This is a genomic window from Bradyrhizobium barranii subsp. apii (genome assembly GCF_011516635.5).
Classification (GTDB): Bacteria; Pseudomonadota; Alphaproteobacteria; order Rhizobiales; family Xanthobacteraceae; genus Bradyrhizobium; species Bradyrhizobium barranii.
Window position 1 is genome coordinate 6,545,220 of the sequence record NZ_CP096255.1, and the last position, 13,984, is coordinate 6,559,203.

The 13,984-nt window shown below is 62.1% G+C and carries 14 protein-coding genes, 2 tRNA genes and 2 pseudogenes; 9 read left to right on the top strand and 9 right to left on the bottom strand.

Annotation, left to right across the window (positions count from 1 at the left end; genetic code table 11):
* Positions 1 to 53: 53 nt before the first annotated feature.
* Positions 54 to 1,085 carry an LLM class flavin-dependent oxidoreductase gene (locus tag HAP41_RS31330; RefSeq protein ID WP_166092527.1) on the top strand — a complete coding sequence of 344 codons (1,032 nt, stop codon included), beginning with the start codon at positions 54 to 56 and terminating at the stop codon, positions 1,083 to 1,085.
* A gap of 25 nt (positions 1,086 to 1,110) precedes the next feature.
* Here HAP41_RS31330 and HAP41_RS31335 read toward each other — a convergent pair whose 3' ends face one another.
* Positions 1,111 to 1,353, bottom strand: coding sequence for a GIY-YIG nuclease family protein (locus HAP41_RS31335; protein ID WP_166092508.1), 243 nt, complete (start codon positions 1,351 to 1,353; stop codon positions 1,111 to 1,113).
* Between the two features lie 94 nt (positions 1,354 to 1,447).
* Positions 1,448 to 1,533, bottom strand: a tRNA-Tyr gene (locus HAP41_RS31340).
* A 206-nt stretch (positions 1,534 to 1,739) separates the two neighbouring features.
* Between HAP41_RS31340 and rlmB the strand changes: the two genes are divergently transcribed.
* Positions 1,740 to 2,570 (top strand): 23S rRNA (guanosine(2251)-2'-O)-methyltransferase RlmB, encoded by an 831-nt coding sequence (gene rlmB / locus HAP41_RS31345; protein WP_166092499.1) that lies wholly within the window; start codon positions 1,740 to 1,742, stop codon positions 2,568 to 2,570.
* Between the two features lie 125 nt (positions 2,571 to 2,695).
* Here the strand turns inward: rlmB and HAP41_RS31350 are convergent, their stop codons facing one another.
* Together HAP41_RS31350 and HAP41_RS31355 are read right to left on the bottom strand one after the other, a co-directional pair.
* Positions 2,696 to 3,217 (bottom strand): hypothetical protein, encoded by a 522-nt coding sequence (locus HAP41_RS31350; protein WP_166092494.1) that lies wholly within the window; start codon positions 3,215 to 3,217, stop codon positions 2,696 to 2,698.
* Between the two features lie 56 nt (positions 3,218 to 3,273).
* Positions 3,274 to 3,759: a hypothetical protein gene (locus HAP41_RS31355; RefSeq protein WP_166092477.1), complete on the bottom strand. Its 486-nt coding sequence runs from the start codon at positions 3,757 to 3,759 to the stop codon at positions 3,274 to 3,276.
* A 307-nt stretch (positions 3,760 to 4,066) separates the two neighbouring features.
* On the opposite strand from HAP41_RS31355, the gene HAP41_RS31360 reads away from it, so the two are divergent.
* The 3 genes from HAP41_RS31360 (at position 4,067) to HAP41_RS31370 (ending at position 6,296) form a co-directional block, all read left to right on the top strand.
* Positions 4,067 to 4,540, top strand: a complete 474-nt coding sequence (locus tag HAP41_RS31360; RefSeq protein WP_166092470.1) for a hypothetical protein — start codon at positions 4,067 to 4,069, stop codon at positions 4,538 to 4,540.
* A gap of 122 nt (positions 4,541 to 4,662) precedes the next feature.
* Entirely contained in the window at positions 4,663 to 4,803 is a 141-nt protein-coding gene (locus tag HAP41_RS31365; RefSeq protein WP_166092466.1) for a hypothetical protein, read from the top strand.
* Between the two features lie 218 nt (positions 4,804 to 5,021).
* A complete protein-coding gene (locus HAP41_RS31370; protein ID WP_166064748.1) occupies positions 5,022 to 6,296 on the top strand; it encodes an IS256 family transposase in 1,275 nt (424 codons plus the stop codon).
* A gap of 32 nt (positions 6,297 to 6,328) precedes the next feature.
* Here the strand turns inward: HAP41_RS31370 and HAP41_RS31375 are convergent, their stop codons facing one another.
* Both HAP41_RS31375 and HAP41_RS31380 read right to left on the bottom strand, forming a co-directional pair.
* Positions 6,329 to 6,607, bottom strand: coding sequence for a hypothetical protein (locus tag HAP41_RS31375; protein WP_166092461.1), 279 nt, complete (start codon positions 6,605 to 6,607; stop codon positions 6,329 to 6,331).
* Between the two features lie 243 nt (positions 6,608 to 6,850).
* Positions 6,851 to 7,686, bottom strand: a pseudogene (locus HAP41_RS31380) (IS5 family transposase).
* Positions 7,687 to 7,895: 209 nt separating this feature from the next.
* Here HAP41_RS31380 and HAP41_RS31385 point away from each other — a divergent pair.
* Together HAP41_RS31385 and HAP41_RS31390 are read left to right on the top strand one after the other, a co-directional pair.
* The gene (locus HAP41_RS31385; RefSeq protein WP_166053720.1) at positions 7,896 to 9,239 is read left to right on the top strand and encodes an IS1380 family transposase; all 1,344 of its coding nucleotides are present in this window, start codon (positions 7,896 to 7,898) and stop codon (positions 9,237 to 9,239) included.
* A gap of 451 nt (positions 9,240 to 9,690) precedes the next feature.
* Positions 9,691 to 9,765 (top strand) — tRNA-Thr (locus tag HAP41_RS31390).
* Between the two features lie 234 nt (positions 9,766 to 9,999).
* On the opposite strand, the gene HAP41_RS31395 is transcribed toward HAP41_RS31390, so the two are convergent.
* Positions 10,000 to 10,629 carry a TerC family protein gene (locus HAP41_RS31395; RefSeq protein ID WP_166092433.1) on the bottom strand — a complete coding sequence of 210 codons (630 nt, stop codon included), beginning with the start codon at positions 10,627 to 10,629 and terminating at the stop codon, positions 10,000 to 10,002.
* Positions 10,630 to 10,889: 260 nt separating this feature from the next.
* Here HAP41_RS31395 and HAP41_RS31400 point away from each other — a divergent pair, with 260 nt between their 5' ends.
* Positions 10,890 to 12,233 (top strand): IS1380 family transposase, encoded by a 1,344-nt coding sequence (locus tag HAP41_RS31400; RefSeq protein WP_166065068.1) that lies wholly within the window; start codon positions 10,890 to 10,892, stop codon positions 12,231 to 12,233.
* Positions 12,234 to 13,241: 1,008 nt separating this feature from the next.
* Here the strand turns inward: HAP41_RS31400 and HAP41_RS31405 are convergent.
* Entirely contained in the window at positions 13,242 to 13,400 is a 159-nt protein-coding gene (locus HAP41_RS31405) for a hypothetical protein (RefSeq protein WP_166092423.1), read from the bottom strand.
* A 45-nt stretch (positions 13,401 to 13,445) separates the two neighbouring features.
* Here HAP41_RS31405 and HAP41_RS31410 point away from each other — a divergent pair.
* Positions 13,446 to 13,544, top strand: a pseudogene (locus HAP41_RS31410).
* Positions 13,545 to 13,560: 16 nt separating this feature from the next.
* On the opposite strand, the gene HAP41_RS31415 reads toward HAP41_RS31410, so the two are convergent.
* Positions 13,561 to 13,974, bottom strand: coding sequence for a GFA family protein (locus tag HAP41_RS31415; RefSeq protein WP_166092410.1), 414 nt, complete (start codon positions 13,972 to 13,974; stop codon positions 13,561 to 13,563).
* Between the last annotated feature and the right edge of the window lie 10 nt (positions 13,975 to 13,984).

Sequence of the window (13,984 nt, forward strand, 5' to 3'; positions counted from 1 at the left end):
AAACAATTTCCCACATGCGGGCGCCGCTCGCGCCCCCCACAGAGACCTGATCGATGACCGCACCGCTCGAATTCGGACTGGATACCTTTGGCGACGTCACCAAGGACGGCACAGGCAAGACGCTCGCGCACGCGCAGGTGATCCGCAACGTCGTCGACGAAGCCGTGCTGGCCGACGAGCTCGGCCTCGACTTCATCGGCCTCGGCGAGCATCACCGATCTGATTTTGCGATCTCCTCGCCCGAGACCGTGCTGGCCGCGATCGCGTCGCGCACCAGGCGCATCCATCTCGGCTCGGCCGTGACGGTGCTGAGCTCGGACGATCCGATTCGCGTGTTCCAGCGCTTTGCCACGCTCGACGCGCTCTCCAACGGCCGCGCCGAGGTCATCCTCGGCCGCGGATCCTTCACCGAATCCTTTCCGCTGTTCGGCTTCGACCTGCGCGCTTACGAGGCGCTGTTCGAGGAGAAGCTCGACCTGTTCACGGCACTCTTGTCGCAGCAGCCGGTGACCTGGGAGGGCAAGCTGCGTCCGCCGCTGAAAGATCAACTGGTCTATCCGCCGGTCGAGAACGGCCGGCTTAAGACCTGGATCGGCGTCGGCGGCAGCCCGCAATCGGTGGTGCGCGCCGCGCATTACGACCTGCCCCTGATGCTCGCGATCATCGGCGGCGATCCCGCGCGCTTTGCGCCCTACGTCGATCTCTATCACCGCGCCTTCAAGGAGTTCGGCCGCCCGGCACAGCCGATCGGCGTGCACTCGCCCGGTTACGTCGCCGAGACGGATGAGCAGGCGCGCGAAGAGCTGTGGCCCGACTACAAGGCGATGCGCGACCGGATCGGCAAGGAGCGCGGCTGGCCGCCGATGGGCCGCGACGAGTTCGTCAATGAGGCCGAGCACGGCTCGCTCTATGTCGGCTCGCCGGAAACCGTCGCGCGCAAGATCGCCAAGACCGCAAAGGCGCTTGGCATTTCGCGCTTCCAGCTGAAGTATTCGGCGGGGCCTTTGCCGCACGAGAAGCTGATGCGGAGCATCGAGCTTTACGGGGGGAAAGTGGTGCCGCTGGTCAGGGAGATGATGGGGTGAGGCGATAGTCCGTTTTTGCTTTCGCTCACCAGAATCTCTTCTTCGCGAAGGCGTGGCCCGAACCCGACTTCAAATAACGTTCGAAGGCTCTCGCCTTCTCGATATCTGAGAAGGCCACATAGGTAACCAGCCTCCAAGGCATGTATTTGGAGGTATGCGGAGACTTGCCCGCGTTATGATCCGCTAGCCGTTTTTTGAGGTTCGCCGTCAGGCCAATATAGCGCTGACCGCCGAAAGCGTCGCTCTCCAGAAGATAGACATAGTGCATGGGGCCGCCCTCCTTCGCCAAGGCTTCGGAGGGCATCCTGCTTCGCGCAGTTGAAGGCTGTAAATCCTGCGAAGCGCGTCAGCGCGAAGCAGGATGGTGGGGGAGGCAGGACTCGAACCTGCGAAGCCATGAGGCGGCTGATTTACAGTCAGCTCCCTTTGCCACTCGGGACACTCCCCCGCTCGACGGCAGCACAATCGGGCCGGACCTTGCCGGCGACCGAATACGGCCATGGAACGTGAAGGCCGCGACAGCCCGGATGGGGGCGCGACCGGGCGCGTTTATGGGCGATGCGGTGGGGCAAAGTCAACCGAGGCGAACAGCTAAAATCGCCCCCGAAGCCACCCAAATTGCCATATTCCGGGACCCGTGACACAAGCGAGCCCATGAAGGATCGAAAATTCATCCCAAGGGGCCCCCGCGGCGGGGCTAAGCCCTTCAACAGGCCCGGAAAATCAGCCGGCCGGCCGGCTTGGCGCGACCGCGATTCGCAGTCCGACGGACCGGTCATCCTCTATGGCTGGCACACCGTGACCATGGCGCTGGCCAACCCTCAGCGGCAGATCCGCAAGCTGACGCTGACCGAGAACGCCGCAAAGCGGCTTGCGGACGAAAACATCGCGACCCGCGTCACGCCCGAGATCGTCCGGCCCCAGGAGATCGACCGCCTGCTGTCGCCCGACGCCGTGCACCAGGGCCTGCTCGCCGAGGCCGACGCCCTGCCCTCGCCCGACATCGAGACCCTGGAGCAGGAAGGCATGGTGCTGGTGCTCGACCAGATCACCGATCCGCACAATGTCGGCGCCATCCTGCGCTCCGCGGCGGCTTTCGCGGTGAAGGCGATCGTCACCACGGCGCGCCACAGCCCCGAGGCAACCGGCGTGCTGGCCAAGGCCGCCTCCGGTGCTCTCGAGCTGGTGCCAATGGTGACTGTGCAGAACCTCGCCCGAGCGCTAACCGCGCTGAACGAGCGCGGCTTCCAGACCGTTGGGCTGGACAGCGAAGGCAGCGAGGACCTCTCGAACGTCACGCTGCGCGAGCCGCTCGCGCTGGTGCTTGGTGCCGAAGGCAAGGGCCTGCGGCAACTGACCCGCGAGACATGCAGCGTCGTGGCGCGGCTCGACATGCCCGGCGAGATCAAGAGCCTCAACGTCTCCAACGCCGCCGTGCTCTCGCTCTATGTCGGCGCGAGCCGTCTCGGGCTGATGAAGCGGTAGAGCGTTTTCGAGCGAATTGGATACCGGTTCGCGTCAAGAAAACGCGTCAAACTAAGAATCCAAACAACAAAACGCCCATCCGCATCGCGCGGACGGGCGCTTCGTCAACTCAACCAATCAAACGATCAGTAATAGCGGCGCAGCACGCGGTGGCCGCCGTAATACGGCGCGCGGTGGGCGTAGCCGTAGCGCGGACCGTAGCCGTAGTGCGTGCGCGGCAGATAGCCGTAGCGCGGGCCATAGCCGTAGCGATACGGACGGTAGTACGGGCGCTGATAGGGATAGGCGGCGGCGGCACGATAGCCATAGCCATAGCCGTTGCCGTAGCCATAACCACGGCCGTAGCCGTAGTTGGCGGGCGCGACGACTGCGTCCTCACGATAGGTCGGGTACGGCGCGAATGCGCCCGGTCCGGTGTAGGTCGGCCCTTGGTTGACGTAGTAATACTGCGTGGCCGGCTCGGCGAGGTGCTCAAAGCCCCATCCGCCATAACCCGGGCCATAGCCCCAGCTACCGCAACCCGTGTTGCAGCCGCTATAGACCGGCGCAACCGGTGCGCACGTGCCGAAGCCGCAAGCCGCGGCGGGCGCGGTGGCGACGAACATCACGGCAACCGCCGCAACCAGTCCCGAAATCATCTGACGCATTACTCTCTCCTGTTGATTTTCGTATCTTGGATTTTTTCTTGAATTTTCGACGTTTCTTAAGTTGGCGGCCTTCCGGGAGCCTCTGCATGCGGCCGCGGCCGAGTACGCCGCGGACGGTCGTTGATCTCAGGCGCAAAGATCACCGGCGGCGGATTGACGGGTACGTCCATCTGCGGCGGCAGCGGCGCCGATTGCACACCCCAGCTCTGGTGATAGCTCTCGGCGGGCCTGGGCAATTTGCGGTTCGCGGGCGGCTCGACCTCGAGCCGGCCGTAGCCGGGCCGCAAGCCCATGGTCGGATAATAATGGCCGACGTCCTCGGGCTGCCGCTCGGCGATGTAGCGCCCGCCATAGATGGTCGGCTGCACCTGAACGTTCTTGCCGAGACCCCAGACACCCTCGACCACGCTGTAGGACGCGTCGATGTTGTCGATGATGACGGGCACGCCCGGGCGGCCAGGAACGACGATATCGAAGCCGCCGCCGGCAAACGCCGTCGCGGGCAATCCGATCAGAAAGGCGGCGAGCGCGAGAGCGCGCATGGAAGGATCCCGGTTTATCCGACGCTCAACCTATCCGATCGCCACGCGGAGAGGGTTAAGGCCCGCTCACCAATTTCCGGTAAGCCTAACGTGCAAGGGTCGATAGCGGCTCAAATGCCGCAAGCTGCGCTAGCGAAGCGTTAACGGGACACAAACCCGCCGCACATGCTGGATCGCACGAGGTTGCGTGACACAAACCGCACATCCTCCGCGGGCTCACGTCGATGTGACCCCACGTGCGAGAATCCGCGGAACGACTGCCGGATGGCGCGCTTAGCACAGGTCTCAACAACATGGAGCAAATGCCATGACGAGCCTGAAGCTTCTTGGCTTGGCCGCGATCGTCGCGTCCACGCTGGCAACACCGGCCTTCGCGCAAACCACAGTCGACAATTCGGGCCGCTGTACGGGGCTCTTCCAGGATCCCAATTGCCAGAATCTCGCCCCCGGCAATCCCACCACCGATCGCGCCTATCGGCGCCGGCACATGGCCCGCGGCCAACTGAATCCGGATGACGAAACTCGATCGGGCTTCTGGCCGGTCGACACCGCAGGCGCCGTTGCTGGCGCCGCCATCGGCACCGCAGCAGCCGTTGCATCCGCGCCGTTCCGCGGCTGGGACAATTCCTACGCCTATGACACTTCCGGTGGATATGCCGGCGGCCGTAGCGAAATGGGCTGGTACGGCAATTGGGATACTTACGCAGCCCGCAACGGCATCGTTTGCCGGCCCGGGACCTGGTACAAGGGAGCGGACGGCCTCCAGCACATCTGCCAGTAACACGGCACAAGTCGGGTGAAGAGGATCAGGCGGCCCTACGGGCCGCCTGTTTCATGGCGGCGAAACCCACCTCTGGAAGCATGGAATGCCGAAAAGTTCACCTCGCGGATATGAGGTGACACATGAAACGACTACCCGGCACCGCCGCCATCGGCAGCGCCGCTATCATCGGGTCGTGGAACGGCGACAAGGCTGCCATGGCCAAGTGGTGCGCTGGCGCTCCCAAGACGCTGCGCATGATCGAAGAGGGTATGAAGCCATGAAGTTTGCCCTCACCTCCGTCACCATTCTCGCTCTGCCCTGCAATGCGCAGACGATGGAGGAAAACCGTCGCTAATGCTTTAGCGCGGCGCGTTCGCTATCATCTTAGCGACCCTTTCCCGGGGATGTCCCGGGTTCTGTTGAATTTCTGAAGAGGTCGGCGTTGCCCACCTTGAGCCGGTAGGCTCGGGGTGCTGATTCCACAAAGGAGAGCAACGCCATGACGAGAGATATCACACCGGCTGGTTGGCCGGCGACCGGGGCTGTGGAGAAATCATTTGCGGAAGTGCGAGCGAGCTTCGATCGGTTCTGCCTTGCGGCAGGAATCGAGGCGCTCGGCACGATGATGGAGGCGGATGTGACAGCGGCCTGCGGGCCGCGCCACGGTCGTGATGCGGCGCGGCGGGCGCACCGTTGGGGCCGAACGCGGGGGCGGATCGGTTTCCACGGCGGCAAGATCGAGGTCGATCGCCCGCGGGTCCGGGGCATGGACGGCCGCGAGGTCACGATCCCGAGCTGGGAAACGGCGGCGCAGGAGGACTGGCTCGGTCGCTGGGCGATGAACCTGATGCTGATCAATGTGTCGACGCGCCGGTTCGGCCGCGCCGTCCGGCTGCCCGAGGGTGACGTGCCGGCACCGCCCGGATCGGGGATTTCGAAGTCGGCGGCCTCGCGGAGGTTCGTGGCTCTGTCGGCGGCGCGGCTGGCCGACTTCATGGCTGCCGATCTGTCCGCGCTCGACCTTCTGGTGGTCCAAATCGACGGGCTGCATCTCGACGACGATCTCGTGCTGGTGGCCGCGATCGGGGTTGACGGCGAAGGCAACAAGCATCCGCTGGCGCTGGTGGAAGGGGCGACCGAGAATGCAGCAACGGTTCAGGCCCTGCTGGACAACCTGGTCTCGCGCGGGCTCGACCCGACGGTGCCAAGACTGTTCATCGCCGACGGCGCGAAGGCGTTGTCGAAGGCGATCCGCCGCACCTTCGGTTCGGCCGCTGCGATCCAGCGCTGCCAGATCCACAAGGCGCGCAACATCATGGAACGCCTGCCGAAAGAGCATCATGCGGCCACCCGCCGGGTGCTGCGCCAGGCCTGGGAGCTCGATGACGCCGACAAGGCTGAAAAATTGATCCGCAATCTCGCGCGTCGACTCGACCAGCAATGGCCCGGCGTTGCGGCCAGTATCCTCGAAGGCCTCGACGAAATCCTGACTGTCGTCCGGTTGAAGTTGCCGAAGGAGCTTCGCCGATCGCTCGCCTGTACCAATATCGCCGAGAACATGATGGGCACCATTCGCCGCGTCACGCGCAACGTTAAACGCTGGCGGGATGCCGGTATGGCCTTGCGATGGGTCGCGGCCGGTATGATCGAGGCCAACAAGGGCTTCCGACGATTGAAGGCGCATAAGCAATTGTCGGTTCTGCGTGCGGCCCTTCAAGCTCACCACGATCGCATGACAATCAAGTCCGTTGCCCACGTCACGAGGGCTGCGTAATATTCATTCCGGCAACGTCGACCCGACGTAGTTCAACAGCGATCGGGACATCCCCCCTTTCCCTTCATGATCTCGTCTATCATCATGAGCGTATCTTTATACGCTTGATCCATCACCGGGCGGCAAGTGCCCTCGAATTGATCACGCAACACTTTGATGTTGTCGCACTTGCGCGACATCTCGTTTGTCATCTTGTCGTTGGCGACCGTAGCTACGGCTCCAACCGCTTCTTTGGAAACGCCCGCCTGCGCACCTATGCGAATGCTGCGACCGTGCAACACGCCTGCTGCAGTCTTGAGTTTGCCGAGCAAAGGGTCGCTTGGGTCTTTTTGCTCACGACAGACGGCATCAATAGTCGCGTAATTCGCGCAGTTGATTGCATCGTCTAGGCGCCGCGTGAGCGTCGGCGGCTGCGAGCGCCGCGGCGATGGCGAGAAAGCGTTTCATGTCTCGTCCTCACTCCAAAGGAACGTATTTGGTTCCGAGACCGCGCAAGGCTTTGACAGCTTTGGAGCACCATTCGTTTTGTCAGCTTTAGAGTCTGTCCGGAAAGATTACCTTGGATTGCATAGCTTTCGCAGCATGAGTCGGATGGAGGCCAGCTTGAGAAAGGCGAGCGCCCTGTGATTGAAGCATTCCCAATCTTTGGACAGTCTTCGGCATCGCCCGAGCCAGGCAAAGGTACGCTCGACGATCCAGCGTTTGGGCAAGACGACGAAACGGTGAGCCTGATCGGAGCGTTTGACGATTTCGAGGTTCACGCGCTTCAGAGCGCTACGCAGCCCCTTCTGGAAATGTGGCCCTTGATATCCGCCGTCGGCGTAGAGCTTCAGAAGAAAGGGATAGAGGCCGAACAACGTTGCCATCAGGAGCACGCCGCCGTCGCGATCCTGGATGTCCGCCGCATGCACGATGGCGTGCATCAAGAGGCCTTGCGTGTCGACGAGAATGTGCCGCTTCTTGCCCTTGATCTTCTTGCCCGCGTCGTAGCCATGGAGATCATGAGGCCCCCTTTTTCAGCGCTTTTCACGCTCTGGCTATCGATGATGGCGGCGGTGGGAGAAGCCTCGCGCTCGGCCCTTTCGCGACATTCGACATAGAGGGCGTGATGAATTTTATCGAGCGTGCCGTTCCAGCTCCACAGATCGAAGTAGCCATACAGCGTCGAGCGCGGCGGCAGGTCCTTGGGGATCGCGCGCCACTGGCAACCTGTGCTCAGGATGTACATCAGCCCGTTGGCAATCTCGCGCAGGTCCACCGTACGCTTGTTGCCGCCGCGCTTGGCCGGCGGGATGCGAGGCGCGATCAGCGCCCACTCCTCGTCGGTCAAGTCGCTCGGATAGCGCAGGCGGCTGCGGTCGTAGCGTGCACGGTTCTCGGTAGTCCACATTGGCGGCGCGTCCCCATCGAATCAGGCCGCTCACCTTGAATCACAACCGATTCATTCGACTCAACATGTTTTGGAACAGACACTTAGCCCGTCTTATTCGTCAGAGGGCGCCTGAGAGGCTGGCGAGCGTGGTGTAAAGCGCTGATGCGGCGTAGGATTCGGTTGCAAAGCCAACCCCATCACCTTCAGCCGCGAACACCACGCCCGCCATGACCGACGATACGATTCTGCCCTTCTCGTTTCCAGCCGTTCACGCCAAGAAAGTCACAGCTGCCTTCGATGGCGGTCGGCTGACCTCGAACGGGGGCGTGATGCTTCTGGCGATGGCCGAGCGGCGTCTCGGCTTGGCCGACAATTTGGCCCGGGTGTTCCCGGATCGGCGCGATCCGACGCGGGTCGTGCACAGCCTGGTCGATATGTTCCGCGCGCGCATGTTCGCGATCTGCTGCGGCTACGAGGACGCCGACGACCTCGATCATCTGCGGTCCGATCCCGCATTCAAGCTGGCCTGCGGACGGCTGCCGGACACGGGTCGCGATCTGTGTTCCCAACCGACGCTGTCGCGTCTGGAGAATGCTCCGCGCCTGCGCGACGTGATCCGACTGACCTACACTTTGGTCGACGCATGGATGGATAGCTACCCGCGCGAGCCGGCATCCGTCACGCTCGACATCGATGATACCTGCGATGTCGTCCACGGCCATCAGCAGCTCTCGCTGTTCAACGCTCATTATGACGAACGCTGCTTCCTGCCGATCCACGTCTACGACACGGAGAAGAGCCGGCCCGTGGCGGTCGTGCTGCGGCCCGGCAAGACGCCGGGCGGCGTCGAGGTGCGTGCCCATCTGCGCCGCCTGGTACGGCATATCCGGACGCGGTGGCACAACACGCGAATTACGTTCCGTGGCGACGGGCACTATGCCCGGCCGGAGGCAATGGCGTGGTGCGAGACCAACGGCATCGACTACATCTTCGGTCTGTCCGGCACCAAGCCGCTCGCCAGAAAAGTCGACGCGGTCGCCGACGACATCCGCACGCGACGCGCCATCGAGAACCTGCCGGTTCTGCGCGGCTATACCGAGACGCGCCACAAGGCAAAGTCCTGGGATCGCGAACGACGCACCGTCGCCCGTATTGAGGCGACGATGCTCGGCCTCGACATCCGCTTCGTCGTCACCAGCCTCGATGTCGGCTCGGCCGAGTGGATCTACGACAGCCTGTATTGCGCGCGCGGCCAAGCCGAGAATCTGATCAAGCTGCATAAGACGCAGCTCGCCTCCGATCGCACCAGTTGCCGTTCGGCGCTCGCCAATCAAGTCCGCCTCGTTCTCCATACCGCCGCTTATTGGCTGATGCTGACCGTGCGCGACGCCATTCCCAAAGTCCGGGAATTGGCCACTGCCGAGTTCGCGACGCTGCGTCTTCGGCTCTTGAAAATCGCCGCCCGGGTTGTCGAGACCAAGAGCCGCATTCGCCTTGCGTTCGCCGCGGCATGTCCCGAAGCCGACCTGATCCGCAGCTTGCCCGGCGCGCTGCTGCCGCTCGGTCCTTGACCGGTGGGGCGTCCGCCCGCGTTCACCCAACCCATCCCTCAAGCGCGTTGCAAAGTACCGGTCGTCAGGCGGTGAAAAGCCGAAGGCAATCCTGTGCGCCTCGTCAGCGGAGGTGTGCGGATGCACCAGTCGGACCAAAATACCGCGCTCTCACGAATAGGGCGGGTTAGTCTTCCAGAATCGGTTGACGGTTGCGTCGACGATCATCCGCTCTTTTGGTCCGACATCCTTCGCCCGTACGTCCTTGAAACGGGGCAGTCTGGTTTCACAAAGCGATTTCCGGCTCTACACATTTTCTGCCAGGCGGCGGTGCGGACAAGAGCGCAAGCCAGTCAGACTAGACCTACACCCCGACTGCGGCTATATCGACGCAAACGCTGCCCGACCGTGCACCCCAACGTGCCGAGCGGACAAGTTTCTTCTCGTTAACTGCTTATAATTGTTTGGTTTTGCCGGCTTAGCTCAGCGGTAGAGCAGCGGTTTTGTAAACCGAAGGTCGGGGGTTCAATCCCCTCAGCCGGCACCAGCGCTTAGCTTGTTTTATTTCGATGTCCCTCAACCGGGCGCGGCGCTTGTACCCTTAGTTGTTTTCATTCTCGGGGCTGGCTTTGCTCTAACCTAATTTTTTTTGACCGGCGTCGATAGACTTTGGACAGGGCCGCCCCACAAAGGCGGCCCTTTCTTCTGCGGGCTTCACACCCCATCTGCAGCCTATGCATACTGCGTTCGAATTCTGCCTGACGACTTAGGATACAGCATCTCATATCGACGCAACGTTGATGACATCCAACGTCCCGCGAAAGACCATGTCACCCGCCACATAAAGGATGACGGCTAGACCGACGTAAGCAATCCATCGATAAGTTTGCAGAAGGCGCGCAATGAACGAAGCGGCCACGCCCATCATCGCGATGGACAGCCCCAGGCCGAAAATCAAGATCATCGGATGCTCGCGTGCTGCCCCTGCCACGGCCAGAACGTTGTCGAGAGACATGGAAACGTCGGCCACGACAATCTGCCAACTCGCTTGAGCGAGTGTTTTGCGAGCTTTGCCGCCTGCAATTGCTCCAGCGGCGTCCATCGCACCTGTTGGCCCTGTGGAGGATGTGCGCAACTCTCGCCACATTTTCCAGCATACCCACAACAACAGGATCCCGCCGGCGAGCAAGAGGCCGACGATCTGGAGGATTTGCGTCGCCAACCCGGCGAGTAAGACGCGCAGTATCGTCGCGGCAACAATACCGATCAAAATCGCCTTGCCTCGTTGCGCCTCAGGAAGGCCGGCTGAAGCAAGACCGATGACGATGGCGTTATCGCCGGCGAGCACCAGGTCGATCAGAACGATCTGCAAGAATACGCTAAGGACATCTGTATCGAAATAATCAGGCACGGGTCATGTCCCCGCCGCAGGGGAATGGGCAGCTGCAAGCGAGATCGCATAGGTCTATCGGATCGGTTGGCCAATACCTGCCACCAAGAAACGGGGGTCCTAGCGCCGCCGGTTATCAGGGGCTAGCGCTATCGCCTAGCCCGCCTTATTCGCGAGAGGGCGCCTGAGAGGCTGGCGAGCGTGGTGTAAAGCGCTGATGCGGCGTAGGATTCGGTTGCGAAGCCAACCCCATCACCTCAACCGCGAACGCCACGCCCGCCATGACCGATGATACGATTCTGCCCTTCTCGTTTCCAGCCGTTCACGCCAAGAAAGTCACAGCTGCCTTCGATGGTGGACGCCTAACCTCGAATGGGGGCGTGATGCTTCTGGCGATGGCCGAGCGGCGTCTCGGTTTGGCCGACAATTTGGCCCGGGTGTTCCCGGATCGGCGCGATCCGACGCGGGTCGTGCACAGCCTTGTCGATATGTTCCGCGCGCGCATGTTCGCGATCTGCTGCGGCTACGAGGACGCCGACGACCTCGATCATCTGCGGTCCGATCCCGCATTCAAGCTGGCCTGCGGACGGCTGCCGGACAGCGGTCGCGATCTGTGTTCCCAACCGACGCTGTCGCGTCTGGAGAATGCTCCGCGCCTGCGCGACGTGATCCGACTGACCTACACTTTGGTCGACGCATGGATGGATAGCTACCCGCGCGAGCCGGCATCCGTCACGCTCGACATCGATGATACCTGCGATGTCGTCCACGGCCATCAGCAGCTCTCGCTGTTCAACGCTCATTATGACGAACGCTGCTTCCTGCCGATCCACGTCTACGACACGGAGAAGAGCCGGCCCGTGGCGGTCGTGCTGCGGCCCGGCAAGACGCCGGGCGGCGTCGAGGTGCGTGCCCATCTGCGCCGCCTGATACGGCATATCCGGACGCGGTGGCACAAGACGCGAATTACGTTCCGTGGCGACGGGCACTATGCTCGGCCGGAGGCCATGACGTGGTGCGAGAACAACGGCATCGACTACATCTTCGGTCTGTCCGGTACCAAGCCTCTCGCCAGAAAAGTCGACGAGGTCGCCGACGACATTCGCACGCGACGCGCCATCGAGAACCTGCCTGTTCTGCGCGGCTATACCGAGACGCGCCACAAGGCAAAGTCCTGGGATCACGAACGGCGCACTGTCGCCCGTATTGAGGCGACGATGCTCGGCCTCGACATCCGCTTCGTCGTCACCAGCCTCGATGTCGGCTCGGCCGAGTGGATCTACGACAGCCTGTATTGCGCGCGCGGCCAAGCCGAAAATCTGATCAAGCTGCATAAGACGCAGCTCGCCTCCGATCGCACCAGTTGCCGTTCGGCGCTCGCCAACCAGGTCCGTCTCGTTCTCCACACCGCCGCTTATTGGTTGATGCTTACCGTGCGCGGCGCCATTCCCAAAGTCCGGGAATTGGCCGCCGCCGAGTTCGCGACGCTGCGTCTTCGTCTCTTGAAAATCGCAGCCCGGGTCGTCGAAACCGCGAGCCGCATTCGCCTTGCGTTCGCCGCGGCATGCCCCGAAGCCGACCTCTTCCGCAGCTTGCCCGGCGCGCTGCTCCCGCTCGGCCCGTAACCGACCGGGCCTGCGCCCGCTCACCCGCCCCACTCCTCCAACGCGTACAAAACAGCTTGATGTAGAACCCGGTGACAAAAGGCCGGACGGTCACCCACGCCAGCCGCCAGCCCCAGTCAGACGTCAAGAACGACCGTGCTCTCGTGAATAGATCGGGCTAGAGCCGCGTCCGAATGTAGTCTGACCGGTTGCTCGAAAAGAAGTGCCACTTGATCTGGTTCGCCAAGAATCGCTGCGGCACAACCCAACATGGTCAATGCCCCGGCAACATCCCATAGCGTTACATTTTCTAATGTCGCATTTCCCGACTTTGCCCAAGCCAAGACCGCAGTGATCATCGCGTCTGAGAAAAATAGAATACTGAGCGCTGGTAAGACGAGCGGGGAATCCAGCAGGAGTATCATCAAGAATGCAGGAGCTGCGACCAGTATGCTCAACACCGCGCATGTGCAAAATGCTTGCCGCCAAGAAGCATTCCTGTTTGTCCAACTTGCACGAGAACGGATCATTTGATCCTCCTGCATAGGAGCATTTTTGGCGCCACTCACCTGCTGAACTACTCTGGTCTAGCTGATCGTTTTCCGACGCCTCCCCATCAATGTTTTGTCCTATGCCGCTGACTCTCAATTAGCGTAAGAATGCCAGCGGTCACCACGGCAATAACGACGACGGCTGCCAGCGCCTCGACAGAGGCCAAGGTCCCGTACCACCTGTTCCAAAGCTCAATCATGTGCTGGCCTCTCGCGAGAGCGCACCCACGATCGACAAGATCTGCTCTCCAAGAAGAACGAACCGGGCGATCAAAAAAGCAATGCTACTCATCGTCGCGCGGTTTTTCACCGCGCGGCAAGGTGACTTATGTGGCAAGCCTAAGCTGAGCTTCATTGAGGAACCGGAACTAAGAACCTAGCGTTCCCACAGCTCAACATCAGCGCGCGGATAGCCACGAACCACAGCCCCACGAGCGCGGGCACGGCGCCGATGACATAGCTCCGCATGAGTCCCTCCCTATTTGCAGAAACTATGCGCGAGCGCGATCGACAGCCTGCCATGGCCGCGGCTTCGCGCAAGCTTCTCGGCCGCAGCCTCATTGCCGCCAGCCTCGGCCAGCAGGACCCGCGCGCCGGCACAGAACGCAATGGCTAGCAGCATCAGTCCTTTCAGCATTTTGGAGCGTCTCCTATTGCCGGCTATTCCAGCGGCCGTCGGCGAGCCGGTTGATGCTCTTCCGATCTCAGCTTGCCGAGGTCAGCGGTCAAGCTTCGTAGATCGCCTTGAAGGTCGGGGGTTCAATCCCCTCAGCCGGCACCAGCGCTTGGTGGAAACCTCAGCTTGCATTCTTTGGCGCACTGCTTTGCTGAAAGTGCTCCGCACCACTGATTTCGACCCAGCCATGTTTCGACTGCTCGAAAACCGATCTTAGCGGAGCCGGGAAATTCGGGTCCGCCATCGCGCCGACGGCGACGCCGATCATCCCTGGCAGATTGTCCGCCTTCCAGTAGACCGTCGAACCGCAATGGGTGCAAAAATAGCTGCGGACCTTGCCGCCGCTCGCGGCCTTGCGAACGTATTCGCTTGGGGTCCCCGAGATCGTGACGGCCTCAGCCGCGTAGAAGGCACCGACGCCGAAGGGCGCACCGGTTCGGCGCTGGCAGTCCATGCAGTGACAAGCAACGACCGCGCGGGATGGCCCCGCGAGCGACAATGCAACGGCGCCACAACTGCATCTGGCATCGATCATCGCGCCTCCC

What these genes read in the sequence shown, in the direction of transcription:
- HAP41_RS31330 (WP_166092527.1), top strand. Translation starts at nt 54, where the DNA reads ATGACCGCACCGCTCGAATTCGGACTGGATACCTTTGGCGACGTCACC.
- HAP41_RS31335 (WP_166092508.1), bottom strand. Translation starts at nt 1,353, where the DNA reads ATGCACTATGTCTATCTTCTGGAGAGCGACGCTTTCGGCGGTCAGCGC.
- rlmB (WP_166092499.1), top strand. Translation starts at nt 1,740, where the DNA reads ATGAAGGATCGAAAATTCATCCCAAGGGGCCCCCGCGGCGGGGCTAAG.
- HAP41_RS31350 (WP_166092494.1), bottom strand. Translation starts at nt 3,217, where the DNA reads ATGCGTCAGATGATTTCGGGACTGGTTGCGGCGGTTGCCGTGATGTTC.
- HAP41_RS31355 (WP_166092477.1), bottom strand. Translation starts at nt 3,759, where the DNA reads ATGCGCGCTCTCGCGCTCGCCGCCTTTCTGATCGGATTGCCCGCGACG.
- HAP41_RS31360 (WP_166092470.1), top strand. Translation starts at nt 4,067, where the DNA reads ATGACGAGCCTGAAGCTTCTTGGCTTGGCCGCGATCGTCGCGTCCACG.
- HAP41_RS31365 (WP_166092466.1), top strand. Translation starts at nt 4,663, where the DNA reads ATGAAACGACTACCCGGCACCGCCGCCATCGGCAGCGCCGCTATCATC.
- HAP41_RS31370 (WP_166064748.1), top strand. Translation starts at nt 5,022, where the DNA reads ATGACGAGAGATATCACACCGGCTGGTTGGCCGGCGACCGGGGCTGTG.
- HAP41_RS31385 (WP_166053720.1), top strand. Translation starts at nt 7,896, where the DNA reads ATGACCGACGATACGATTCTGCCCTTCTCGTTTCCAGCCGTTCACGCC.
- HAP41_RS31400 (WP_166065068.1), top strand. Translation starts at nt 10,890, where the DNA reads ATGACCGATGATACGATTCTGCCCTTCTCGTTTCCAGCCGTTCACGCC.
- HAP41_RS31405 (WP_166092423.1), bottom strand. Translation starts at nt 13,400, where the DNA reads ATGCTGAAAGGACTGATGCTGCTAGCCATTGCGTTCTGTGCCGGCGCG.
- HAP41_RS31415 (WP_166092410.1), bottom strand. Translation starts at nt 13,974, where the DNA reads ATGATCGATGCCAGATGCAGTTGTGGCGCCGTTGCATTGTCGCTCGCG.